The sequence below is a fragment of the Ruegeria sp. HKCCD7303 genome (assembly GCF_013111185.1).
GTDB lineage: Bacteria > Pseudomonadota > Alphaproteobacteria > Rhodobacterales > Rhodobacteraceae > Ruegeria.
In genome coordinates this window covers 207,289-230,464 of the sequence record NZ_WVRE01000002.1, presented here as the reverse complement: position 1 = coordinate 230,464, position 23,176 = coordinate 207,289, and the positions used below count along the sequence as shown (strand labels likewise).

General features: G+C 57.8%; 28 protein-coding genes. 10 read left to right on the top strand and 18 right to left on the bottom strand.

Annotated features, from left to right (window positions below):
* The first annotated feature begins 89 nt into the window (after positions 1 to 89).
* Entirely contained in the window at positions 90 to 338 is a 249-nt protein-coding gene (locus GS630_RS05770) for a hypothetical protein (RefSeq protein ID WP_171234395.1), read from the top strand.
* A 42-nt stretch (positions 339 to 380) separates the two neighbouring features.
* On the top strand, positions 381 to 1,025 hold the full coding sequence (locus GS630_RS05765) for an SDR family oxidoreductase (protein WP_171179920.1): 645 nt from the start codon (positions 381 to 383) through the stop codon (positions 1,023 to 1,025).
* Between the two features lie 60 nt (positions 1,026 to 1,085).
* Here GS630_RS05765 and GS630_RS05760 read toward each other — a convergent pair whose 3' ends face one another.
* The 4 genes from GS630_RS05760 to GS630_RS05745 all read right to left on the bottom strand — a co-directional run bounded on the left by GS630_RS05760 (position 1,086) and on the right by GS630_RS05745 (position 3,602).
* Entirely contained in the window at positions 1,086 to 1,928 is an 843-nt protein-coding gene (locus GS630_RS05760; protein WP_171179918.1) for an ATP-binding protein, read from the bottom strand.
* 115 nt (positions 1,929 to 2,043) lie between these two features.
* Positions 2,044 to 2,925, bottom strand: a complete 882-nt coding sequence (gene tatC / locus GS630_RS05755) for a twin-arginine translocase subunit TatC (protein ID WP_171618868.1) — start codon at positions 2,923 to 2,925, stop codon at positions 2,044 to 2,046.
* Positions 2,922 to 3,380, bottom strand: coding sequence for a Sec-independent protein translocase protein TatB (gene tatB / locus GS630_RS05750; protein WP_171179914.1), 459 nt, complete (start codon positions 3,378 to 3,380; stop codon positions 2,922 to 2,924). The genes tatC and tatB overlap by 4 nt, the downstream gene beginning before the upstream one ends.
* Positions 3,381 to 3,386: 6 nt before the next feature.
* Positions 3,387 to 3,602: a twin-arginine translocase TatA/TatE family subunit gene (locus tag GS630_RS05745; protein ID WP_171179912.1), complete on the bottom strand. Its 216-nt coding sequence runs from the start codon at positions 3,600 to 3,602 to the stop codon at positions 3,387 to 3,389.
* 222 nt (positions 3,603 to 3,824) lie between these two features.
* Here GS630_RS05745 and GS630_RS05740 point away from each other — a divergent pair, with 222 nt between their 5' ends.
* On the top strand, positions 3,825 to 4,130 hold the full coding sequence (locus GS630_RS05740) for a hypothetical protein (RefSeq protein WP_171234398.1): 306 nt from the start codon (positions 3,825 to 3,827) through the stop codon (positions 4,128 to 4,130).
* A 21-nt stretch (positions 4,131 to 4,151) separates the two neighbouring features.
* Positions 4,152 to 4,823: a YafY family protein gene (locus tag GS630_RS05735; RefSeq protein ID WP_171179907.1), complete on the top strand. Its 672-nt coding sequence runs from the start codon at positions 4,152 to 4,154 to the stop codon at positions 4,821 to 4,823.
* A 60-nt stretch (positions 4,824 to 4,883) separates the two neighbouring features.
* On the opposite strand, the gene GS630_RS05730 is transcribed toward GS630_RS05735, so the two are convergent.
* The 8 genes from GS630_RS05730 to GS630_RS05695 form a co-directional block, all read right to left on the bottom strand.
* The gene (locus GS630_RS05730; protein ID WP_171179905.1) at positions 4,884 to 6,056 is read right to left on the bottom strand and encodes a M23 family metallopeptidase; all 1,173 of its coding nucleotides are present in this window, start codon (positions 6,054 to 6,056) and stop codon (positions 4,884 to 4,886) included.
* 62 nt (positions 6,057 to 6,118) lie between these two features.
* Positions 6,119 to 6,769, bottom strand: a complete 651-nt coding sequence (locus tag GS630_RS05725) for a protein-L-isoaspartate(D-aspartate) O-methyltransferase (RefSeq protein ID WP_171179903.1) — start codon at positions 6,767 to 6,769, stop codon at positions 6,119 to 6,121.
* Complete coding sequence (gene surE, locus GS630_RS05720) at positions 6,766 to 7,548, bottom strand: 5'/3'-nucleotidase SurE (RefSeq protein WP_171179901.1); 783 nt, start codon at positions 7,546 to 7,548, stop codon at positions 6,766 to 6,768. Before surE ends, GS630_RS05725 begins: the two co-directional genes overlap by 4 nt.
* A gap of 114 nt (positions 7,549 to 7,662) precedes the next feature.
* Complete coding sequence (locus GS630_RS05715; RefSeq protein WP_171618866.1) at positions 7,663 to 8,793, bottom strand: ABC transporter ATP-binding protein; 1,131 nt, start codon at positions 8,791 to 8,793, stop codon at positions 7,663 to 7,665.
* 45 nt (positions 8,794 to 8,838) lie between these two features.
* Positions 8,839 to 9,891, bottom strand: coding sequence for a methyltransferase domain-containing protein (locus tag GS630_RS05710; RefSeq protein WP_171179897.1), 1,053 nt, complete (start codon positions 9,889 to 9,891; stop codon positions 8,839 to 8,841).
* A gap of 101 nt (positions 9,892 to 9,992) precedes the next feature.
* On the bottom strand, positions 9,993 to 11,111 hold the full coding sequence (locus GS630_RS05705) for a hypothetical protein (protein WP_171618864.1): 1,119 nt from the start codon (positions 11,109 to 11,111) through the stop codon (positions 9,993 to 9,995).
* A 2-nt stretch (positions 11,112 to 11,113) separates the two neighbouring features.
* Positions 11,114 to 11,893 carry an SDR family oxidoreductase gene (locus GS630_RS05700; protein ID WP_171234577.1) on the bottom strand — a complete coding sequence of 260 codons (780 nt, stop codon included), beginning with the start codon at positions 11,891 to 11,893 and terminating at the stop codon, positions 11,114 to 11,116.
* Positions 11,894 to 11,966: 73 nt separating this feature from the next.
* Positions 11,967 to 12,329, bottom strand: coding sequence for a nuclear transport factor 2 family protein (locus GS630_RS05695; RefSeq protein WP_171179893.1), 363 nt, complete (start codon positions 12,327 to 12,329; stop codon positions 11,967 to 11,969).
* Between the two features lie 109 nt (positions 12,330 to 12,438).
* Between GS630_RS05695 and GS630_RS05690 the strand changes: the two genes are divergently transcribed.
* From GS630_RS05690 to GS630_RS05675, 4 genes are all read left to right on the top strand, one after another.
* Positions 12,439 to 14,043 carry a peptide chain release factor 3 gene (locus GS630_RS05690; RefSeq protein WP_171711899.1) on the top strand — a complete coding sequence of 535 codons (1,605 nt, stop codon included), beginning with the start codon at positions 12,439 to 12,441 and terminating at the stop codon, positions 14,041 to 14,043.
* A 49-nt stretch (positions 14,044 to 14,092) separates the two neighbouring features.
* A complete protein-coding gene (locus GS630_RS05685) occupies positions 14,093 to 14,836 on the top strand; it encodes a hypothetical protein (protein WP_171237705.1) in 744 nt (247 codons plus the stop codon).
* Positions 14,833 to 15,762: a glycosyltransferase family 2 protein gene (locus GS630_RS05680; RefSeq protein ID WP_253285847.1), complete on the top strand. Its 930-nt coding sequence runs from the start codon at positions 14,833 to 14,835 to the stop codon at positions 15,760 to 15,762. The genes GS630_RS05685 and GS630_RS05680 overlap by 4 nt, the downstream gene beginning before the upstream one ends.
* Positions 15,763 to 15,946: 184 nt before the next feature.
* Positions 15,947 to 17,308: a DEAD/DEAH box helicase gene (locus tag GS630_RS05675; protein ID WP_171179887.1), complete on the top strand. Its 1,362-nt coding sequence runs from the start codon at positions 15,947 to 15,949 to the stop codon at positions 17,306 to 17,308.
* Here the strand turns inward: GS630_RS05675 and GS630_RS05670 are convergent.
* From GS630_RS05670 to GS630_RS05660, 3 genes are read right to left on the bottom strand one after another with little or no spacing between them, the layout of a single operon-like run.
* On the bottom strand, positions 17,305 to 18,207 hold the full coding sequence (locus GS630_RS05670; protein ID WP_171618863.1) for a DMT family transporter: 903 nt from the start codon (positions 18,205 to 18,207) through the stop codon (positions 17,305 to 17,307). The two genes, GS630_RS05675 and GS630_RS05670, sit on opposite strands and share 4 nt — an antisense overlap.
* Before the next feature lie 21 nt (positions 18,208 to 18,228).
* On the bottom strand, positions 18,229 to 19,131 hold the full coding sequence (locus GS630_RS05665; protein ID WP_171234408.1) for a fatty acid desaturase: 903 nt from the start codon (positions 19,129 to 19,131) through the stop codon (positions 18,229 to 18,231).
* A complete protein-coding gene (locus tag GS630_RS05660) occupies positions 19,124 to 19,327 on the bottom strand; it encodes a DUF2061 domain-containing protein (protein ID WP_171234409.1) in 204 nt (67 codons plus the stop codon). The genes GS630_RS05665 and GS630_RS05660 overlap by 8 nt, the downstream gene beginning before the upstream one ends.
* Positions 19,328 to 19,435: 108 nt before the next feature.
* Between GS630_RS05660 and GS630_RS05655 the strand changes: the two genes are divergently transcribed.
* Together GS630_RS05655 and GS630_RS05650 are read left to right on the top strand one after the other, a co-directional pair.
* Entirely contained in the window at positions 19,436 to 20,305 is an 870-nt protein-coding gene (locus tag GS630_RS05655; RefSeq protein WP_171618861.1) for a helix-turn-helix domain-containing protein, read from the top strand.
* A 79-nt stretch (positions 20,306 to 20,384) separates the two neighbouring features.
* Positions 20,385 to 20,567 carry a hypothetical protein gene (locus GS630_RS05650; protein WP_171237708.1) on the top strand — a complete coding sequence of 61 codons (183 nt, stop codon included), beginning with the start codon at positions 20,385 to 20,387 and terminating at the stop codon, positions 20,565 to 20,567.
* Between the two features lies 1 nt (position 20,568).
* Here the strand turns inward: GS630_RS05650 and GS630_RS05645 are convergent, their stop codons facing one another.
* Genes GS630_RS05645 through GS630_RS05635 form a run of 3 tightly spaced genes read right to left on the bottom strand, consistent with a single transcriptional unit; the run spans position 20,569 to position 23,116 of the window.
* Complete coding sequence (locus GS630_RS05645) at positions 20,569 to 21,327, bottom strand: SDR family oxidoreductase (protein ID WP_171618859.1); 759 nt, start codon at positions 21,325 to 21,327, stop codon at positions 20,569 to 20,571.
* Complete coding sequence (locus GS630_RS05640) at positions 21,324 to 22,790, bottom strand: carnitine 3-dehydrogenase (RefSeq protein ID WP_171618857.1); 1,467 nt, start codon at positions 22,788 to 22,790, stop codon at positions 21,324 to 21,326. Before GS630_RS05640 ends, GS630_RS05645 begins: the two co-directional genes overlap by 4 nt.
* Positions 22,791 to 22,798: 8 nt before the next feature.
* On the bottom strand, positions 22,799 to 23,116 hold the full coding sequence (locus GS630_RS05635) for a hypothetical protein (RefSeq protein WP_171618855.1): 318 nt from the start codon (positions 23,114 to 23,116) through the stop codon (positions 22,799 to 22,801).
* Positions 23,117 to 23,176 lie beyond the last annotated feature (60 nt).

Here is a 23,176-nt window from a genome sequence, read left to right as displayed (position 1 = left end):
TGATGCGCTTTTGCTTGCGCTTTGGTTTTGGTAGTTGGCCCACACCACTCACTAAAAAGGGGTTTGGGCTACGGTCCAGGCCGCAGATCATGTCGAATGCAACAGTCAAAAGCGCGGCCACCCAGCGGGGCGCGTTGAAGAAGAACTCCGTGTCGGTCCTTGGCGTCTTTGGACCAAAGGCCGAGATGCGGGCCCTCATGCGACTTTCGTCGGGACGAGTAAAAGAGGTCAAAACCGGCAGTCGGGTTGCTTCGGGTACGGTTGTTGCGATTGATGAACATGGCATTATGCTGCGACAAAGCGGCCAGACCAAGCGGATCACCATTCCCGGCAGCTAATCGCGACTTGACGCCCCGCGCGCAGGGGTTCAAACCGCAGCCATGACCGATCAGACCAAAATCGCCCTTATCACCGGGGCCTCTCGCGGGTTGGGCGCTGCCCTGGCCGAAGCGTTGGCGCCCGAATATCATATCGTCGCCGTTGCCCGCACCACCGGCGGGCTGGAAGAGCTGGACGACAGGATCAAGGCCAAGGGTGGGTCGGCAACGCTGGCCCCTATGGACATCACCGATCCAAATGCCATGGCAACCTTGTGCAGAGGAATTCACGACCGTTGGGGCAAGGTGGATCTTTGGTTGCACACAGCGATCCATACCTCGGCCCTGACACCGGCTCATTTCATTGATCCCAAAGAGTGGGCAAAGGCCGTTAACACCAACGCCAATGCGACCTCGGTTCTGATTCCCTACGTTACGCCCCTGCTGGGTGAAAACGGCCACGCGGTGTTCTTTGACGATCCGAAGGTTGGTGAAAAATTCTATGGCATCTATGGGGCCACCAAGGCGGCGCAGATGGCTCTGGCCCGTAGCTGGGCCGCGGAAACCGAACGCACCGGTCCGCGCGTTTCAATTGTCGAACCTGCACCGATGCCCACCGCTGTACGTGCAAGGTTTCATCCCGGAGAAGACCGGGATGCGTTGAACAGCACGGCAAGTGAAGCCGCGCGCATTCTGGCGCTGTTATAGGAAATGGCCCTATCGGGCCATGCCGCCGGCGGAGGTATTTTTAGCCAGATGAAGCTGGGATCAGGCGATATGGACGCCATTGCGCCCGGCCAGATCGACGAAGAACTGCCATGCGACACGGCCCGAGCGCGAACCGCGCGTAGCTTGCCATTCGATCGCTTCAGCCCGCAGGGTATCTGCATCGGCTGACACACCATAGGCCGCGCAATACCGGTCAATCATGGCAAGGTATTCGTCCTGATCACAGGGATGGAAACCCAACCAAAGACCGAAACGGTCGGACAGCGAGACTTTTTCCTCAACCGCCTCGGATGGGTTGATGGCGCTGGAGCGTTCGTTTTCGATCATATCCCGTGGCATCAGATGACGGCGGTTCGAAGTGGCATAGAACACCACGTTCTCGGGTCGGCCTTCGATGCCTCCATCCAGAACGGCCTTGAGCGACTTGTAGTGCTGGTCATCATGACTGAACGACAGGTCATCACAGAACAGGATGAACCGGTACGGGGCGGGGCGCAGATGATTCAACAGGCGCGCGACTGAAGCCATATCTTCACGCTGTAGCTCTACAAGTTTCAGATCCGGGTGATCCGTGCTGAGCGTGCCGTGGACGGCCTTTACCAGGCTGGACTTCCCCATTCCCCGAGCGCCCCACAACAACGCGTTGTTCGCTTTGTACCCGGCAGCAAACCGGCGTGTGTTGTCGAGCAAGGTATCGCGCGACCGGTTGATGCCGACCAATAAGTCCAAATCGACGCGGTTGACCTGCTCCACCGGTTCCAGACGTTCTGGTTCCACATGCCAGACAAAAGCCGGTGCCGCGTTGAAATCCGGCGTTGCCAGAGGCGCCGGTGCCATGCGTTCCAATGCAGCGGCGATGCGGTTCAAAGCTTGGTCGTCCATCGGGTCCTCCGGTCAATTCTGATGGGTTCAAAGCATGTTCTGATTGACGCAACAAGGCCAACCAACGAAAAAGGCGCGCCCAGATGTGGCGCGCCTTTGTTGTTTTCTCAGCAGATTACTTCTTGTCTTCGAACTCCTGCATAAGGTCTTCATCCGCTTCGGCCTCTTCATCGTCGTAGTAGCCGTCGGCGCGCAATTGTTCTTCTCGCTTCCGTTCAACCCGGGCTACCAAAAAGATCGAAATTTCGTAGAGACCATAAACCACAACAAAGAGGATGATCTGAGTGATCACGTCAGGGGGCGTGACAATGGCCGCTAAAACCAGAATGCCTACGACGGCATATTTGCGCACGGCACCCAGCCCTTCGGCGCTGACCAGTCCCGCCTTGCCCATGAGGGTCAAAAGAACCGGCAGTTGGAAGCACAGTCCGAAAGCCACGATGAACTTGATCGTCAGGTTCAGGTATTCCTGTGCTGAGCCCTGGAAAACAACGCTCAGGGGTGCAGGAGTTGCACCTTCTGCTACGGCTTCACCTTCGGCGCCGAACTGCTGAAACCCAAGAAAGAAATCATAGGCCAGTGGCGTGACGACATAGAACGCAAAGCTTGCGCCCAGAAGGAACATGAAGGGCGAGGCCAGCATAAAGGGCAAAAACGCGTTCTTTTCCGACTTGTAGAGACCAGGCGCCACAAAGCGCCACATCTGCATCCCTATATAGGGAAACGCCAGAATAAACCCGCCCAGCAACGAGACCTTGATAGCCACAAAAAAACCTTCCTGCGGCGAGATGAAAATCAGGCCGCAATCCTGTCCACGCTCGGTCAGAACCTCGCACAGGGGATTTGTCAGAAAGTTAAAAAGCGGCGTGGCCACGGTAAAGCAGATGATCATACCGACCAGAAATGCCACGACACAGTGTATCAACCGTGTGCGCAGCTCGGCCAGATGCTCGATCAGGGGCGCCGAGGTATCTTCGATCTCGTCGGTCTTGCTCATGTCTTGCTTTCAGTATTCAGCGCGGCTTCGGCCTCTTCCGCCTTGGCCAGTGCGTCGGCGGCTTCCTTGGCTTTGCGCTCGGCAGCGGCACGTGCTGTGGTGGCCTGAATTTTCTTGGCCTGCTCGGCCCGTTCTGCCGCCAGTTTGCCGGTTTCGCTGTCAGGATCGAATTTAGTGGGATCGATGCTTTTTGCCATGTCCTGCGCGGCTTGTTTGACACCGTCCACGGCAGAACCCACAGGATTCGCGGCGGCGTTGAGACCTTTCTTGATCTCGTTCACGCCAGCCTGATCCGCAGCCTCGTTCATGGCGCTGCTGAATTCGCGCGCCATGCCACGGGCTTTGCCGACAAAACGCCCGACATTGCGGAACAGCACCGGCAGGTCCTTCGGCCCCACAACGATCAGGGCGACGATGCCGATGACCAGAAGTTCGGTCCAGCCCAGATCAAACATCTGCGCTTACGCCTTGTCTTTCTCGGTTTCGGGGGTCACGTCCTTGGCGATCTCGGACGCATCCTGTTCCAGCTCTTCCGTTCCGTCCTTCACGCCTTTTTTGAACGCGGTGATGCCTTTGCCAACTTCGCCCATCAGCGAGCTGATCTTGCCGCGACCAAACAGAACCAGAACCACAACGGCGATCAGCAGAAGACCGGGAAGGCCGATATTGTTGAGCATGTCTTTTCTCCTTTTTCGTCGGCGCGAATGAACGCCGGGAATATGAACTGGCTCTGTGTTTACGCCCGGAGGCTTTTTGTAAAAAGAGATCAGAAGCGGATTGAAGGCAAAATTTGATGTGATCTGAAAGAATCTAAGGGCTCGTATTTCTCAACTGACAGGTTTATGTCAGTTGGGTACGCATAAGTAGACGGTATCGAAACCTGGTCAACGGAGACCCAAATGACCCATGTTGCTGAAATCGTCACCTTCACCCTCGCCAATGGCACTACACCGGAAGAGTTTGTGAAGCTCAGCCAAGCCTCAGAAGCCTTTGTGCGCAGCGCACCGGGCTTTGCCAACCGCCAGTTGAGCCAGGGCGAAGACGGTCGCTGGACTGACTATGTCATCTGGACGGACATGAAGGCGGCCAAGGACGCCGCCGCACAATTCCCACAACAGGACTTTTGCGCCGGTATGATGGCGGCCATCAACCCTGAAAGCATTCAGATGCGTCACGAGAATGTGCTATGGAACATGACTGCCTAGGCGCAGTCTGGGCGGCGTGACATGCGCCGCACGGATCGCCTATTTGATATCATCCAGATCCTGCGCGACGGCAAACTGCACCGTGCGAAGGACATTGCGGACCGGCTTGAGGTGTCGGTCCGCACCATCTATCGCGACATGGACACGCTGGTGGCTTCGGGTGTTCCGGTCGAAGGCGAGCGCGGCGTAGGCTACATGGTGCGCGAGCAGATTACTCTGCCCCCTTTGAACCTGACCCCAGCCGAGCTTGAGGCGCTGAACCTTGGCATGGCCATCGTGGCGGAAGCTGCCGACCCGGAACTTAAAGCCGCCGCCAACGCGCTGGCTGACAAAATCGACGCGGTTCTACCGACGCAGGTTGTGGCCGAAGCTGACACGTGGAAATTCGCAGTCTACCCCTTTGCCGATGCCGCCCGCGGGCTGGCACATATGGCCCCGATCCGCGCGGCCATCAAATCACGCCAGAAACTCCGCTTGTCCTATCGCAGAATCGACGGGGTTCTCACCAACCGCACTATCCGCCCGCTGCACATGGAGTATTGGGGCCGCGTCTGGACCCTCACGGCCTGGTGCGAGCTGCGTCAGGGTTTCCGGGTCTTCCGTATCGACCTGATCGAATCCGTCTTACCTCTGCCGGAAGTCTTTGCCGATGAACCTGGCAAACGCCTGAGCGACTACGACCCAAACGATTGACAGGTTTCATCTTTTCCTAGTCTTTGCGCGAAAAGCATGGCCCGAAACGGGCTATTTCCCTTATTTCAGGTAAGGCTCTGGATCGACTGACTCGAACCCTTTGCGCACTTCAAAATGCACATAGGCATTGTCTCCGCCCCTCAGCTGCGCAAGCTTTTGGCCACGACGTACTCGGTCGCCTTTCTTGACGGTGATATCATCGACATTGGCATAGACTGTCAGCAGATCGTTCTTGTGCTTGACCACGATGATCGGAACCTGATCCGCGTCCGCCGTAATTGCCGCAACAGTGCCCGCGTCGGCCGCCGTCACCGCCGTGCCGGGTGCTGCTGCGATGTCGATACCTTCATTCTTGCCTTTGTTATACCCACGAATGATGGTGCCGCTTACCGGCAGAGACAAAGCTGAAGACCGCGTATTGGTCGGGGCTTCAGCCGTCACATCGGGGGCCTCGGCCAGCGGCGCGACATCTTCTTCAGGCAGAGGCTGCGTTGCGCTTGGCGGCGTCGGCGTGGGCGAGCCCTGCCCCGGCTCGGTCACTTCCGTTGCCGCAACAGGTGCTGCGGCAGCAGCGCTTTGCCTTGGCGCTGGTTGGTTCTTGACCGGGATCAGCAGAAACTGACCTTCGCGCACGGTGAAATCTGGCCCCAACCCGTTCCATTCCGCCAAGGCTTCAACCGGCACCTGATAGAGCCGCGAGATGGTATAGGCTGTCTCGCCCCTCTTCACCTTGTGCCGAACCGGCTCCGGCCCCGAGGTCACTGGAGCCGGGGATGTCGCTGGTTTCGCAGGTTCCAACGTCGTTGTCTGAACCGAGTTTGTATCCGGGGCCTGATCGATTGCATTTCCGGCCACCGAGGCGATATCCACTCCGCTTCCTGCACCCACTGACCGCGGCAGCGCCAGCACTTCGCCTTCGCGCAAGGTGTCGGTTGTCTGCAGACCGTTAAAGCGTGACAATTCCTCTTCCGGCAGGCCCACCCGTGCGGCTACGTCCCGCACCGTGTCGCCTCGTCGGGCGACGACAACCTGATAGTTAGGATAGGTGATCACGCCCCGACTGTCCGGTTTGGGCCGCGACGTAGTGGCCGACAGCGCCGCATCGGTGGTCGAGAACCCGCCGACTTGCCCGCGCAAATCATAGTCCAGAGGCCCTTCACACCCGGCCAGAACTGCCACAGCGACCAGTCCGGTTGCACAGCGGCGCATAGATGATTTGGATACTGCTTTCATAATTCTGTCCTCAAAGCCTGCCCCTGTTTTCCGGGGTTCCGGCGACCAACTCACAAAGCCTGTTACTTCTCGTCCTTCCCAAGTCCCTCAAGCAGAGGCACAAAACGAACTGACGTCAATTCATCATAGTCCAGACCGGTTTCAGTGCGTGTCACTTTGATCAACTGCTGCACCGCATCCGACTGCCCCACGGGTAAAACCATAATACCCCCGATTTTAAGCTGCGCCAAGAGCGGGCCCGGAGGGTCCTCGGCTGCGGCTGTCACAATGATCCGATCAAACGGTGCCTGTTCCGGTAAACCGAAGGATCCATCAGACAACATGGCGGTGACATTGGTCAGGCCCAAATCGGTAAACAGCTTGCCCGTTTCGCTCACCAGCCGCCGGTGACGTTCGACGGTATAGACACGGCGCGCCAGTTTCGACAGGATCGCCGCCTGATAGCCCGAGCCGGTTCCGATCTCGAGCACGGTGTCCCGCGCCCGCACATCCAGCGCCTGTGTCATCAGCCCGACAACCGAAGGCTGGCTGATTGTCTGACCGCAGGCGATTGGCAGCGGCATGTCCTCGTAAGCGCGATCCGCAAACAGGCCAGTGACAAACCGCCCCCGATCCACCTGCTCCATAGCCGCTAAAACACGCGCATCGGTCACGCCCCTTTTGCGCAAGGCAAAGAGGAACTGCATTACGGTTTCGGGGTCCAGTCCGCTCATTCGACTGCCTTCAATGCCTCCAGCATGTCATGCGCGGTCAAGTCGGCGCGCATCGGCGTGACCGAAATGTAACCTTCCAAATTGACCGCCGCATCGGTGCCCGGCGCCGTCGGGTTGTGCTGATAACCGCCCTTGATCCACAGGAACCGCCGCCCCGAGGGCGAACTGTGTGGCTCGACCGAGAAATGTGTATCACGCCGGAAACCCTGTGCCGCTACGCGTGTGCCCAGCACCTCATCTGCCGGAACGGGTGGGAAATTCACGTTGTAGAACAAGCGGTAATCACCCTGCTCTACCGGAGTGGCATCCAGAATACGCCGGACCAGGTCGGCGCCAAAGCGCGCAGCGCCCTCAAATGGATCATCCAACCCCAGGTTACGTGGGCCGAAATACTGAGACAGTGCAATTGCCGGCACGCCTTGCAGCGCCGCTTCCATCGCACCACCAATGGTTCCTGAGTAAAGTGTGTTCTCAGCCGAGTTGTTGCCCCGGTTTACGCCCGACAAGACCAAATCCGGCGGGCAGTCCACCATTACATCATGCAACCCAGCCAATACACAGTCCGCAGGCGACCCTTCGGCCGCATAGCGTCGCTCGCTGAGCTTGGCGATCATCGTGGGATGGGTATAGCTAATACAATGCCCGACCCCGGATTGCTCGAAGGCAGGCGCAACCACCCAAACTTCGCCATCCGGTCCGGCAAGTTCGGCTGCGATTGCCTCAAGCGTGATCAAGCCCGGAGCATTGATTCCGTCGTCATTGGTCAGAAGAATACGCATGTGCTCGATTTACCCCCGCGTTTGGCCCTTGATAGACCCCGGTCTGCGTTGCGGCAAGCGACGCGGGCCTGCATTCTGAGGCTTTCGCGCACCACTCAGGCGGAAATCGTCAGATCAGCTTTTGCTGTCAGGGAAAACAAAACATTTGTCACGGCGAATGGTCAGCCACATAACGCGACCCGGCCCCGGTACAAAAACATTTGGAACCGTCGCCTTGAGGATTGAGCCGTCGTAATGCATGCGGAACTCGACAAGGCTCTCATTTCCCAAAAAACGCGCGCGCTCGACTACACCCCGCGCAGCCACACCATCTGTCGGCGTGGGCAAAGGTCCCTTTCCGTTGCGGTCAAAATCCAGTTTGACATGCTGCGGGCGGAATACAATTTCGACATCCGTTCCGTCCGGGATGCCGGGCGCAAGAAACTGACCAAACGGCGTATCAGCCAAAGCCCCATTCACTTGCGCCCGCAACACGTTGACATCACTGAAAAAGGCCACGGCGGCTTTATCCGCTGGTCGGGTGTAAACGTTATAGGGCGCGCCTTGCTGCACCACCTTACCACGTCGCATCAGCGCAATCTCATCCGCCATGCGCATCGCCTCTTCCGGCTCGTGCGTGACCAGCAGAACGGCAGCGTCCTCTTCCTTGAGGATAGACAGCGTTTCGTCCCGAATGCCATCACGCAGGCGGTTGTCGAGGCCGGAAAACGGCTCGTCCATCAACATGATCCGGGGGCGCGGCGCCAATGCGCGGGCCAGTGCCACACGCTGCTGCTCCCCGCCCGATAACTGATGCGGAAATCCGTCGATGAAGCGCATCAGGTCTACTTTACGCAGCAGTTCTTCAACCCGGGCGCGTTTTTCATCCTTGCTGCCCTTCAAGCCAAACGCCACATTATTGGCCACGCTCAAATGTGGGAACAGCGCGAAATCCTGAAACATCAAGCCAATCTCACGCCGTTCCGGCGGCACCCGGAAAACCGTGTCGCAGATCAGCTTGCCATCTACGTATATCTCGCCCGAGTCCTGCATCTCGACCCCGGCGATCATACGCAGCGTCGTGGATTTGCCGCAGCCCGAAGGCCCCAGCAAACACGTCACCTTGCCCGCCTGCACGGTCAGCGACACATCATCCACCACAACCCGCCCTTCGAACCGGCGGATAATGTTGCGAATTTCCAGACGTGGAGGAGTTACGTTACCTGTCACCGATGGACCCCAATTGCCTTTCCCGATCAAATCCATCGGGCTTAGGCGGGGATAGCAACCCCGCCCCTCAGGTGCAAGGGATCAGCAGCAACCACCGCCCGAAGATGCTGTCTCACCCACGGCTTCGAACGGGCTTTCGCCACCGCAGCCTTCGAAGATGCCGTAATGGGTCGAGAAATCACCGATAAAATCAAAGTGCCGCGCGAAACGCGTATCCTGCAACATCATCCACGTGTTGCCACAGACCGGAAAGACCTTGCCGGTTTCGATGATGTGGTGATCGTCCAGAACAAACTCATGCGGTGCGTTGGGCACGGTGCCCTTGTAGACCACCGCCTGCCCATAGTCTTCGCAAGCCGGCTCCAGCGCGGGTAGTTTGAACAATCGATACGTGGCCGACAGGAACTTAAGCGGTGCCACACGTGCTTCGAGCACGGGATTTTCGATAGTCAACGGACGGTGAGTCTCGCGTCGTGGATCACCGAAACCGGCCTTACGGGCCATCGACAGGAAATCATTCCAGTACAACGCGCCCGACAGGCATTCGCCGTACAGCACTTCATCCTCGGCCATCGCCTGCGGGATACGGCGGTCTGCGTAAACGTCCGAGAAGTACATCTCGCCACCCTCTTTCAGCAGCCGATACGCTCCGCGCAGAACCGCATCCTTGTCGGTCGCCAAGTTGATCACGCAGTTCGACACTATGATGTCGAACGATCCGGGCTCCAAATCCAGCTCATCCAGCTTTTCGATATAACCGTGATGGAATTCTACATTGCTTTTGGCGTGGCCAAAGGCTTGGGCGTGATAGTCCTGATGCGCACGGGCAACGTCCAATTGCTCGGGCGTCATGTCCACACCGACAACCCGCCCGTTTTCACCCACCATAGCCGACAAGGCATAGACGTCACGCCCCGCGCCGCAGCCCAGATCTAGGATCGACATGCCCTCGAGATCCAGAGGCGCGATCAGACCGCAGCCGTAATACCGGGTCAGCACGTCGTCATGGATTTTCGAAAGGATCTTTTTGACATGATCCGGCATGTCATCAGGCGTACAGCACGCGTTGGTCTGCAAGTCCGCGCTGCTTTGCAGGACCTCACCATAGTAATTCTGCACCGACTCGTGCTTCATCGCAGTCTTCCCCTCAAACATGGTTTCTTCGCAGGTAATGCAGCAAGCCGCGCCAAGCAATCCAAAGCCTTTGCTTTTGACAAAAGCGTGAGTGTTTCTTTTCAGGTCGAGCCCAGCAATTCGAAATCCACGCCCGCGCGGACCTTGCCGTTCACCTGCACCTCAAGCCGATGTGCACCGGGTACCAGTTTGAACGTTGTGGCGTCGCCTTTCAGCTTGTGTCGTTTGCTCAGGTGCAAGTCGCCATTTTTAAGCGACGCCTGTTTGAGTTTGTGCACTTTGGCTGAGATTTTTCCACCAGGACGTTGGAAATGAACGATATAATCCACCAGAACAGGCTGCTCGCCTGCGCCGGTCAGGGCAACTGAAAACTCCAGCGCCCCGCCTATCCGGGCCTCTGAGGTCAGATCCACTGACACCGCCACCTTGGCCTCAGGGTCATACCCCAAAACCTTCATCGCCTCGGGGTGTCCTGCTTTGACCAGTCCGCGCAACGTATGTGAGGTCATCCAGTCCAACTCAGCCACGTTCTGCCGTCCATCAGCGCGCCACTTTTCCAAGCGTTCCAGAACCAGATCAGGGTTTTTCTTGGTGATGTCGTTCAAATGATTGGCCACAGACCGGGTAACATAGCGTGTGCCGTCCCCGTGCAGCCGGTCCAGCAGCGGCAGCGGATCTGCCAGATCAAGACCAATCCCCTGTCCCCAAGGCAACCGGGGCCGCGTGCCCTCGCTCACCAACCGGCGCACATGATAGCTGTCATGGCTGCACCATGTCTGCATTCGCTTTAGTACGGCGTCTGGATCATGGTTCAGAAACGGGCGAATGGCCCATTCCATGGAAAACCGCTGGGTCAACTCTTCCAGCACATCCAAAGCCAGATCAACGTGATCCAGCCCGATCTCTGCAACCCACTCGCCCAACGGTCCAAAAATGAAATCCCCGAAATCATCATCTGTCTTCGAGGGGTCCAAAGGCGGCGGCAAAGCGCGCAGGATGACAGGGGCAACCGCTGGTAAATCGCCCGGCACTGCCTGTTGCAGGCAGTCTGAAATCCACACCATTCTCTCTTTCAGTTCCAGTTTCAGCAGGCGCGACATAACCTGCGCATGAAACGCCTCGGCATCAAAAGACGCGTCAGCTGCATCAAACAACCCCGCGAGATAGCGGGTTTTTTCCGCATTAAACAACTGGTCTTTTAAAGAGAAATTCTGAGCCATCTTTACATCGTCATGTTTCCGGCGCCACCGTCCAGCAGAATGTTCTGCCCAACTATGAAACCCGCCTGTTTCGAGCAGAGAAACGCGCAAGCAGCACCAAATTCCTGCCGTGTGCCGTAACGACGTGCAGGGATAGTGGCGGCTCGATTTGCACGCGCTTGATCGATCGAAATACCTTGTTGCGCAGCGACACTGCCATCCAAAGAATCCGCCCGATCGGTGGCATGAATGCCCGGCAACAGGTTGTTGATATTGACCCCAAAGGGCGCAACCTGACGCGACGTACCCGCCACGTATCCAGTCAGACCCGTACGCGCTGCATTCGACAAACCCAAGGCCGGGATCGGAGCACGCACCGACTGTGAAGTGATGTTGACGACACGCCCCCATCCTTTGTCGATCATTCCGGGCAACAGTGCTTTCATAAACGCTATTGGCGTTAGCATGTTGGCATCCAACGCCTCAATGAAATCATCACGATCCCAGTCTGACCACAGCCCCGGAGGGGGACCACCTGCATTTGTCACAAGAATATCAACGCCCTGCGCGGCTTCGATCACCTGGGCCTGACCCTCGGCAGTTGTCACGTCACACGCGACGGCTTGCACCTCGACGCCGTGCTCTGACCTAAGTCGCGCGGCCTCAGCCTCCAACGCGTCAGAACCACGGGCGTTCATCACCAGATCAACGCCCGCTTCTGCCAGAGCCTCTGCGCAGCCCAGCCCCAATCCCTTGCTGCTGGCGCAAACCAGCGCGCGCTTTCCTTGAATTCCCAGATCCATCGGATCCTCCCTGTCAGTCATTGCCGCATGTCTAGCACCGGCCAGACAGGGAAGACCAGAAACGGATCGTTGATCAGTAAAAGAACTCTTCTCGCACGATTTTGCCGTCGGCCACGTGGTAAACGGCCACCTCGCGCATATCAAAGGCTTCGCCGGTTTCTTTCACAGTGCCCTGCACTTCGAAAATCACGGCAAAACGGTCGTCACCATGGGGAAACGGGTCACTGACGGAAGCCCCTGAGACTTCATGGGCACTTTCCCACCACTCATGCTTGCCACGTATGGCTTCCACACCGTGGGTTTCGCGCCCCATTCCCTGAAAATCCTGCCCTTCGACCGAAACAGCATCCGGAGCGTATAGCTTTGACAGGTTTTCCTTGGCGCGATCCTCACGGCATCCGGCGACCAGTTCGTCTGCAATCTCTTTCAAATTCATTGATCCTCTCCATTATTTGTTCACTATATGTTCTTATTGCCATACCCTCACGATTCGAACCACCCCCTTTGTCTTGCTTCGGCAGGTTTCCCCGCATATACGCGCGCTCATGCTTGATACCTCGAACCAACCCACCCTGCCGCCCGAGATTGCCCGCCGCCGGACATTCGCCATCATCTCGCACCCGGATGCGGGCAAGACGACGCTGACGGAAAAGTTCCTGCTTTACGGGGGCGCGATCCAGATGGCCGGTCAGGTGCGCGCCAAGGGCGAGGCACGGCGGACACGGTCTGACTTCATGCAGATGGAAAAGGATCGGGGCATCTCGGTCTCGGCATCGGCGATGTCGTTCGACTATGACAATTTCCGCTTCAATCTGGTGGATACGCCCGGTCACTCGGACTTTTCCGAGGATACCTATCGCACGCTGACTGCGGTGGACGCGGCCGTCATGGTGATCGATGGTGCGAAAGGTGTGGAAAGCCAGACGCAGAAACTGTTCGAGGTTTGCCGTCTACGCGATCTTCCGATCCTGACCTTCTGTAACAAGATGGACCGGGAAAGCCGCGATACGTTCGAGATCATCGACGAGATTCAGGAAATGCTGGCCATCGACGTTACGCCTGCGGCCTGGCCGATTGGCGTGGGCCGTGATTTCATCGGCTGTTACGACATGCTGCGCGACCGTTTGGAACTGATGGACCGCGCAGACCGCAACAGGGTGGCGGAAAGCATCGAAATCAACGGGTTGGACGACCCGAAATTGGCCGAACATGTGCCCGAGCATCTTCTGGAAAAGCTGCTGGAAGAGGTCGAGATGGCGCGTGAACTGCTGCCAGCACTTGACCCGCAGGCGGTTTTAGAAGGTCACATGACCCCGATCTGGTTTGGTTCGGCGATCAACTCGTTTGGCGTCAAAGAGCTGATGGAAGGTATCGGTGCTTATGGCCCACAGCCGCAAGTTCAGTCAGCTGAACCGCGTCAGATTGCGCCCGATGAAAAGAAAGTCGCAGGCTTTGTCTTCAAGGTTCAGGCCAATATGGACCCCAAGCACCGCGACCGGGTAGCCTTTGTCCGTATGGCTTCAGGTCACTTCAAACGTGGTATGAAACTGACGCATGTGCGGTCCAAAAAGCCAATGGCGATCTCGAACCCAGTGCTATTCCTTGCATCCGACCGCGAACTGGCGGAAGAGGCTTGGGCCGGGGACATCATCGGCATCCCGAACCACGGCCAACTGCGCATCGGTGACACACTGACCGAAGGCGAAGCACTGCGCGTGACCGGTATTCCATCGTTTGCGCCGGAACTGCTGCAGGGCGTGCGTGCGGGCGATCCGATGAAAGCCAAGCATCTGGAAAAAGCCCTGATGCAGTTTGCCGAAGAAGGCGCGGCCAAAGTGTTCAAACCCTCGATCGGGTCGGGCTTTATCGTCGGCGTCGTCGGCGCGCTGCAATTCGAAGTGCTCGCCAGCCGGATCGAGATGGAATACGGTCTGCCCGTTCGGTTCGAGGCGTCGCAATTCACCTCGGCCCGATGGGTCAGCGGTGACAAGGCCGAGGTCGAGAAGTTCGTCGACGCCAACAAGCAGCACATCGCACATGATCATGACGGTGACATCGTCTATCTGACGCGCCTGCAATGGGACATCGACCGAGTCGTGCGCGACTATCCGGCTCTGAACCTGACTGCGACAAAAGAGATGATGGTGTGATCCAACTGGCTGATTGCGCAGCCGAACCAGGCTGTGCAATCCTGCGCGCATGAGTGACGACGAACTGACCTATCCCGGTGGTCTGCCAGACATGCTGGACAGCTATGAGAACCGGCGCAGTCCGTTTCAGTTCGGCGCCCTCACCCTGCCTGATCCCGACGTCGATCTGGATGATCTGGCCGAACGCACGGTTCCAGACAGCGCCACCGAAGTGCCGGCCGGACGCAGCACCACATGGGATCGCAAACGCGCCCAAATCGCACGCGAATTCGTCGGCCAGTCGGAATTGGCCTTCCTGAACGCGCAATTGATTTCGAACCTTAGAAAACGGTCTTTTCCTCGCCACGCGCCAACCCTATTCTGCCGGTTGTGGGACGAACAGTCCGATCACCTGCTGGCCACACTCGACCTGCGCTGGCTGGTGTCTTCGGTTCAGACATTTGCGGACCACGGCCAGACGGCGACACAGCGCGAGGTGGGTCACGCGTTGCGGATGCTGTTTGGTCTGATGAAGCTTTACGAGTTTGAACGCCTATTCTCGGGCCTGGCCCCGGATACACCCTTTCGGTTCGAGGACAAAAACCATGTGGATTTACCCTTCGAAATGAAGGGTTTTTCCTTTGAAAAAGGCGGGTTGGACATCAATCTTATCGCCCCAATTTGGACCCGAGCGATGCACGACCCGACCATCGCGCCGTTGGTCGATCATCTGATGACGGAACTCAACAAAGACCCAGGCGGTGTCTTTCGCCGCCTGCAACGGATGCGCGACGCGCGCGCGACGCGCGCATGAGCACCTGGGGCATCGTCTCGATGGTTCGGGGCCCGACCGAGAACGTACTGCGGTTCGTGGCCCATCACCTCGAACTGGGCGCGGACTTTATGTATATCTACATGGACGAACCCAACCGGCGCACCTTTCGGGCGCTCAGGATGCACCCCAAAGTGCGCGTGCGGGTCTGCGACGATGCGTTTTGGGAAAAGCGAGGTCGCGCAAGGCCGGAAAAGCATCAGGTCCGTCAGACGGTTCACGCGACATTTGCCTATCGCAACACGCCCCTGGATTGGCTGACGCATATCGATGTAGACGAGTTTCTTTGGTCCCCGACCCCGATCGCCGAAGTGCTGGGCAACGTGCCGCCCAACCTCAACGCCGCACGCGTCCGCCCTATGGAAGCCCTGGCTGGCGGTGACGATCTTTATAAGGCACACATTCCGCAGGGGTCCAACCGCGAGGCATTGGTCGAAGCGATTTACCCTACCTATGGCGCGTTTGTTCTGGGTGGTTTTCTCAGCCATGTGCAGGGCAAGCTGTTCGTTCGCACTGGCCTGAAATACCTGAACTTCCGCATCCACAACCTGTTTCAGAACAAAAAGCTACTGCCTTGCAAATACGAGTTGCCCGAGGTCGAGCTGTGCCACCGGCACGCACCGGATTGGGACCACTGGATCGGACATTACCAGTTTCGTATTGATCGCGGCTCGTATCAGGCAGGCATGGCACCCAACGTACCGCGCGAACAGGGTGGTTTGAACAAAAATGAATTGCTCAACTGGATCGAAGCCGAACAAGGCAAAGACGGGCTGCGCGCGTTTTACGATGAGATGAGCGGAGCAGACCCCGAAGTCCGTGCCCGTTTGGAACAGCACAACCTACTGCGTCACCGCCCATTGGATCTGGACGAAAAACTGGAGAAACACTTCCCCGGAACCTGCTGAATTGTTGCGGAAAATCCCGCGAACATTTTGCGTGCCCCGCATTAAGCGGACTTCATTTGACCCTGACCTACGTTTTTGTTATGTCCGCCCCAAGCCGAACAGGCGCATTGCGCGCATGGCCATCCGGGCCCGGCACATCTTTGACGCGCGGGCCAGGTCAAGTGTCCGCAAAAACCGGACTTACATGACAAAGTTTAACGAACTGAACCTGAACCCAAAGGTCCTCAAAGCCATTGAGGAAGCCGGATACGAAACCCCCACTCCGATCCAGGAAGGTGCGATTCCACCTGCTCTGGAAGGTCGCGATGTTCTGGGGATTGCGCAGACCGGCACTGGCAAAACCGCCAGCTTTACCCTGCCGATGATCACCCTGCTGGCCCGTGGTCGCGCCCGTGCACGCATGCCGCGTTCGCTGGTGCTGTGCCCGACACGGGAACTCGCCGCGCAGGTGGCCGAGAATTTCGACACATACACCAAGCACCTGAAACTGACCAAAGCACTGTTGATCGGCGGGGTCAGTTTCAAGGAACAAGAGGCACTGATCGACCGTGGTGTTGACGTTCTGATCGCCACGCCGGGTCGCCTGCTGGACCATTTTGAACGCGGCAAGCTGTTGCTGACTGGTGTTCAGATCATGGTGGTGGACGAAGCCGACCGGATGCTGGACATGGGATTTATCCCTGATATCGAACGGATCTTTTCGCTGACACCGTTCACGCGCCAGACCCTGTTCTTCTCGGCCACAATGGCTTCTGAGATCGAGCGTATCACCGACACATTCCTGTCCGCCCCTGCCCGGATCGAGGTTGCCCGTCAGGCCACCGCATCCGAGACCATTGAACAGGGCGTCGTCATGTTCAAGGGCGGTCGCCGCGATCGTGAGGCCAGCAACAAACGCAAGGTTCTGCGTGCGCTGATCGATGCCGAAGGTGAGAAATGCACCAACGCGATCATCTTCTGCAACCGCAAGACAGATGTGGATATCTGCGCAAAATCGCTGAAGAAATACGGCTATAACGCCGCCGCGATCCACGGTGATCTGGACCAGTCGCAGCGCATGAAAACGCTGGACGGCTTCCGCGATGGGTCGCTACGCCTGCTGGTGGCCTCGGATGTCGCTGCGCGTGGCCTGGATATTCCTTCGGTCAGTCACGTGTTCAATTTCGACGTACCTGGCCATGCCGAGGATTACGTTCACCGCATTGGTCGCACCGGTCGTGCCGGGCGCGAAGGCAAGGCCATCACTATTTGCTCGGGCCGCGATGAGAAGGCTTTGGATGCAATCGAAAAGCTGATCCAGAAAGACATCCCGCGCATCGACAATCCGGTCAAAGAAGAGCCCAAGCCTGAAAAACCCAAGTCTGAGAAACCGAAGCCCGAGAAAAGGGCCAAGGAACAGGAAGGCTCGAAGGACAACCGGAAAGAGCGCGAACCGAAAGGACGCGGTCGAGGCCGCAAGGCCGATAACGGTCCGGTTGTTGTGGGGATGGGTGATCATCTGCCCAGCTTTATCGCCCTTAGCTTTGATGAGCGTCGTGCTGGCTAAATTGCCAGCACCAGCGCCAGTATCGAAAGCCCCAATAAGGTCATTCCGGCGATCTCTCGCCGGGTGATCGTTTCGCGGAAGAACAATGTCGAGGCCATCAAGCTGAAAAGCAGTTCGATCTGCCCCAGCGCTTTTACATACGCTGCGTTTTGCAAAGTGAACGCCCAGAACCAGCAAAACGACCCGCCCAAACTTGTCAGCCCGACAAAGACTCCAGTAGATCGCGTTTGCCAGACTGCGATCAACTCGGACCGATCGCGCCACAACAGCCAAAGCCCCATGCTGAGGAACTGAAACGTCACAACGGCAGCCAAAGTGACCAATGCCCTGAACCATGCGTCCAAGTCGCCCAGTTGCAGCGAGGCGCCGCGATAGCTGACGGAGGAAAAGGCAAACAAAACACCCGAACCAAGCCCCAATTTTGAGGCCCTGTTGGTCAGATGCCGCCACAATGCCCCGTCACCACCGGGTGTTTTCGACAGCAGTAGAACTGCGGCAAGACCCAACAGAATAGCCACCAGCGCGCCCGCTGACACGCGATCCCCCAGAACTAGAAAGCCGACAATCGCGGTTTGAATCACTTCGGTTTTCTTGAAGGTGATCCCCACCGCGAAGTTGCGCTGTTTGAACAGCGCCACCACACAAATCGTCGCAAGTATTTGCGCCGTCCCGCCGATCACCACGTATATCCAGAACAATGGGCTGAGCGTTGGCAGGATTGCCCCCGTTACCTGCAAAGCGACCAGCAACCCTGCGACGGCCAACGGCATGGAATAGGCAAAGCGCGCAAACGTTGCGCCAGCCGCAGATAGTTTCACGCTGCTCAGCGATTTTTGCAGCATGAAACGCACAGTTTGAAAACTGGCGGCGGCGATGGTGACAGGGATCCAGAGACTCATGCCACCCGTTGTGTCGTCAAATCAGGACTTTGGCCAGAGCGGATGCGGCACGGGGTCTTTCGCGCGCCACAAGTACTGCCGGAAAATCTGCGCATAAGACCGGTATACATATGCCTCATTACAAGCCAGATACTTGTCTTTTCCGTCCCGATACAGTTGTGGTAAGCGATACCACGGGGCGCTTGGGTTCATGTGATGAACTACGTGCAGGTTATTGTTCAGAAACAGAAATGCCAGGGGTCCCCGATCTTCGATGATGACTGTACGCGCCCGGGATTTTTCATGCGCGCGGTGCTCAAGGAACGTACGGATTTTCAGCAGCCCCAGCCCGATATAGGCCGAGATCAGATAGGCCCAGACCGGCATGGCCGACTGGGCAACAATCCACAGTACCACCGCCACACCCGGCAGGTGCAATGCCCAGGCCAAGAGGATATCCTTGTCCCAGTGCCGCGCCCCCTGCCATTCGTCGCGCAGAAACAAAACCTGACCGATGGCCGGGCCCAATAACATGCGGCCAAGCAGAGTGTTGTTGATCGCCAGCAGCACTTGTAAACTGCGCGGCAATGTCGACCAGACCTTGGGGTCCAGATAGTTCGATTCCGGATCGTCGTAGGGGTCCGTCAACGCGGCATCTTGATGATGTGCCAGATGCAGATCCCGAAAGCGGTTGTACGGGATGAAAAGCGTGAGCGGCAGCACCATCAACGCCTCATTCAGCCATTTGGCTTGAAACGGGTGCCCGTGAAGGACCTCATGTGTCAGTGACGAATGCAGGGCCGCAACCAGGCCCAAGGCCAGCACCGCCAACCACAACGAAACATCCGTCAACCAGAACAACCCCGCAAGCCACGCCGCATAACAGGCCATGATCAGGAAAAACGTGCCCCATTCAGGGGATTGGGATGTGGGTCGCTTAGCCATTGCGCCCCCACGAGATGCCCGCCCACACCCTTTCGTAAATCACGTACATGGTCAGACCAATGGCGGTGTTCACCAGCGCCACAACCCCGCCTACAGTGGCCGAGCCCGTGGCAATCAGCCCTACAGCGGTCATGGTGACAAGCCCCATGACATTCCAAACGATTGCTTTCACGACAGATCTTCGCCGCGTTTCCATTCCGACCCTCAGTCTTTTTGCTTTTTTCAAAGAGTTACAAGTCGGTGGTTATTCTGAAAATTCTGAATATGATTAACAAAATTCATCAATTATGATATTTATCACCATATGCAGGAAAAAATAGACAAACGAGATCGCGCCGCGCAGTTTCGACTGCGACTTGCCCGCGCGATGGAACAACGGAACATCAGTCAAAGCGCGCTTGCGCGTGACATAGGGGTTGACCGCTCTACCGTATCGCAGCTTTTGACCGGGCATGGCGCGCGCCTGCCCAATGCGCATGTGGTCGGAGGATGCGCGGCTGCGCTTGGCGTTTCAGCCGACTGGTTGCTAAGCCTGTCCGACAGGCCAGAAAGCGCGGCCGAGCTTCTGGCCGGTTCCCTAAGCTTCACCGAAGCACCCCGCGCGCTGGTAGATGAAAAGATTTTCGAGTGGCACAAAGAAGCGGCCGGGTACAAGCTGCGCTATGTCCCAGCCACGCTGCCTGACATGCTCAAGACCCGCGCTTTGCTGGAATGGGAATATGCCCCGCATCTGGGGCGAACGGCGGATCAGGCGATCGGCGCCTCCGAGGACAGGTTGGCCTGGATGCGCAGTGCGCAGTCGGATTATGAAATCGCCATGCCGCTGTTCGAAATCGAGAGCTTTGCAAGCGCCACAGGGTATTACAGCGGCCTTAGCACGCGGGTACGGCTGGAACAGATCGACCACCTTCTGACACTTTGCGATCAGCTTTACCCCAGAATGCGGATCTATCTGTTTGATGCCAAAAGACTTTATTCCGCCCCGGTGACGATATTCGGCCCTCTGCTTTGCGTGTTCTACGCAGGCAGTCACTATTTGGCGTTTCGCGACCGGGACCGGATCGAAACATTTACCCGCCACTTCGATACGCTTGTACGCGAGGCAGACGTGACCGCCCGCAGCTTTCCCAACCATCTTCGGCAGCTCAGATCCATGATTTCAGAAGGCACATGATGCAGGCTTTGGAATACTGTGCTATGGTCCCTTGGCGCGAACCTTCGGGCATTCCGATCACAGACGGAGGACCACAGGAATGGACGCATTACAAACCGCTCAATACGCACGTGCCCTTTATGCCGCTCACGGAGACCGGGCCGAGGCCGAAGCTGCGCAGAAAATGCGTGAATGCGAGGCTGCCGGAAATCAGCAGGAAGCACAGGACTGGCAGGCCGTCCGCCAGAGCATCCGCCAGATCAGGGGGCCAAATCAGGGCTAAATCATAGTTTCGGGTCAGGATTGACCGTGTGGCCATCCACCGCGATGACCTGACCCGACACCAGCCGCGCCGCATCTGACGCAAGGAAGACGGCCATATTGGCTATGTCCTGCGCTTCGACAAAGCGCCCCATGGACGTACCCGAAGCATAGCCTTGGTACACCGCGTCGCGGGTCATGCCTTTGGCTTCTGCCTCACGGGCCAGAACACCCTCCATGCGCGGGCCTTCAACTGCGCCCGGGCAGATTGCGTTTGCGCGTATCCCATGCGGGCCCAGTTCCATCGCAAGTGTTTTCATCAATCCAATCACCGCCCATTTTGCCGAGGCATACGGCGCACGAAACGGATAGCCGTACTGACCTGCCGTCGACGAGGTCAGGATGATGCTTCCCGCCCGCGCCGATTTCATCAATGGCGCGGCATATTTGGCCGCCAGAAAAGCACCGTCCAGATTAACCGCAATGCAGGCGCGCCAAGCATTCAGATCGATGTTTTCGATTGCCTCGGTTGGCCCTGCTATTCCGGCGTTGGCACACAGGGTGTCCAGCCCGCCTGCCTGAGACATAGCATCAAAGACGCCGCGCATATCAGCCTCATCCGACGCATTGGCGCAATGCGTCGTCCAAGGATCGGGCACAGAATTTAGCGCTGCCTGATCGATATCTGTAACCCAGACATCATATCCAGCCGCATCAAACGCCTCGGCCATGGCGCGACCGACACCGGACGCGCCAGCCGTTACCAACACCCTTCGGCTCATGAGGGCTTCCGAATAGCGGCCCCCGCGCCTTCGGGGTAAGGCAGCACGGACTGAGCTTCGGCAATACGCGCCATCGCCGCTTCGATTTCAGGGGACGGAGAGCTTGGACGCCGGGTCTCAAGACTGACATGCAGCAAGAAGCTTTCGCCTGTGGCCAGCAGTTTGTCGCCTTCATACATGCTGTGGAACACATGCAGCTTCTTGCCCTGCCCCAGCAACATCTGCGTGCGCACCTCGATCTTTGCACCCGCGTTGACCTCATCGATGTAACGAATGTGGTTTTCGGCGGTGAAGTAACTGCCGCCCGAGGCGATATAGCCTGCATCGCAGCCGATGATCTCCATGAAGCGGTCCGTGGCGGCGGCAAAGGCCTCCAGATACTTCGCCTCATTCATGTGGCCGTTATAGTCCGTCCAATCCAGCGGAACGGCGCGGGACAGGGTCAGGATCGGCTGGCTCAGGTCCGCCTGATCCAATGTCGGCAAGGCACCCGGTTTCAACAGCGCATCATGCTGGTTCAGCACAGCGCCTGCCCCGTAATTCTGTGCCTTGAGGGCCCGCATCATGCCCACAAGATTATTGTCGCGAATGCGCTCCAGCTCGCGTATCGAATACATCCCAGATTGTGCATCGGACTGGTCCGCGATCATATCGACCAGCTCATCAGTGAACTCGGGCACATCCATCAGCTTGGTCCAAGGCCATTTCAACGCCGGACCAAATTGCGCCATGAAATGCCGCATCCCGGCTTCGCCGCCTGCCACGCGATAGGTCTCGAACAGGCCCATCTGCGCCCAGCGGATGCCAAAGCCCATGCGGATCGCCTCATCCACCTCTTCCGTAGTCGCGATACCGTCTTTAACCAGCCACAGTGCCTCGCGCCAGACCGCTTCAAGGAACCGGTCGGCGATGTGCGCGTCGATCTCTTTCTTGATGTGCAGGGGGAAAAACCCGACCGATTTCAGCAACTCCTGCGCGCGTGCGACCATTTCGGGAGGGTTCCTATCGGTGGGCACCAACTCGATCAGCGGCAACAGGTAAACCGGGTTGAACGGATGCGTTACGACGATCTGTTCGGGGCGCAGCGCGCCCTCTTGCAATTCCGAAGGCTTAAAACCGCTGGTCGAAGACCCGATGATCGCGCCCGGATCGCAGGCCTCTTGCAGACCTTTGTAGACCTTCAGTTTCAGGTCCAAACGCTCCGGTACGCTTTCCTGAATCCAAACCGCACCTTCTACGGCGTCGGCCATTTCATCGTGAAAACTCAATGCGCCTTCGGGCGGCAATGGCACATCGCTCAGGCCTGGCAGAGACCGCCGCGCGTTGTCCAGAACTTCGCCAATTTTGCGCTCGGCCTCAGGGTCCGGGTCGAACACCCGAACAATCCAGCCATTCAGCAGGAACCGCGCGGCCCATCCGCCGCCAATGACCCCACCCCCGATGATTGCTGCCGTTTTTGTCATATCGTCCTCTAATCGATACAGATCACTTGCACCTGCCCCGCCTCATCAAAATGCGAAACGCATCCGAATTTTGGCGTGACGGCACTGCATTGTTTGGTGTCCGACAGGCAGAACCCTGCACAATCGGAGGCTATTTTGCAGGGTGCCCCGGCGTCGGGCAAAGGTTCAAAGCAGATATACTGCCGGAGTCGCCCAGCCACCTCATATCTTCCGCCTTTGGCTTCGCACTGCTGGCGGGCCAACTCAACCTCTGTGGCTTGCGCTGCCCCTTCGCAGGGCAGGCATGCCATCAGTAGCGCCGCGCATATCACAACAACCGATCTCATGGTTATCATCCTTTTGCTGACGCTCCAGAGCCTTCGACCATGCCAGCGGCCGCAAGCAAA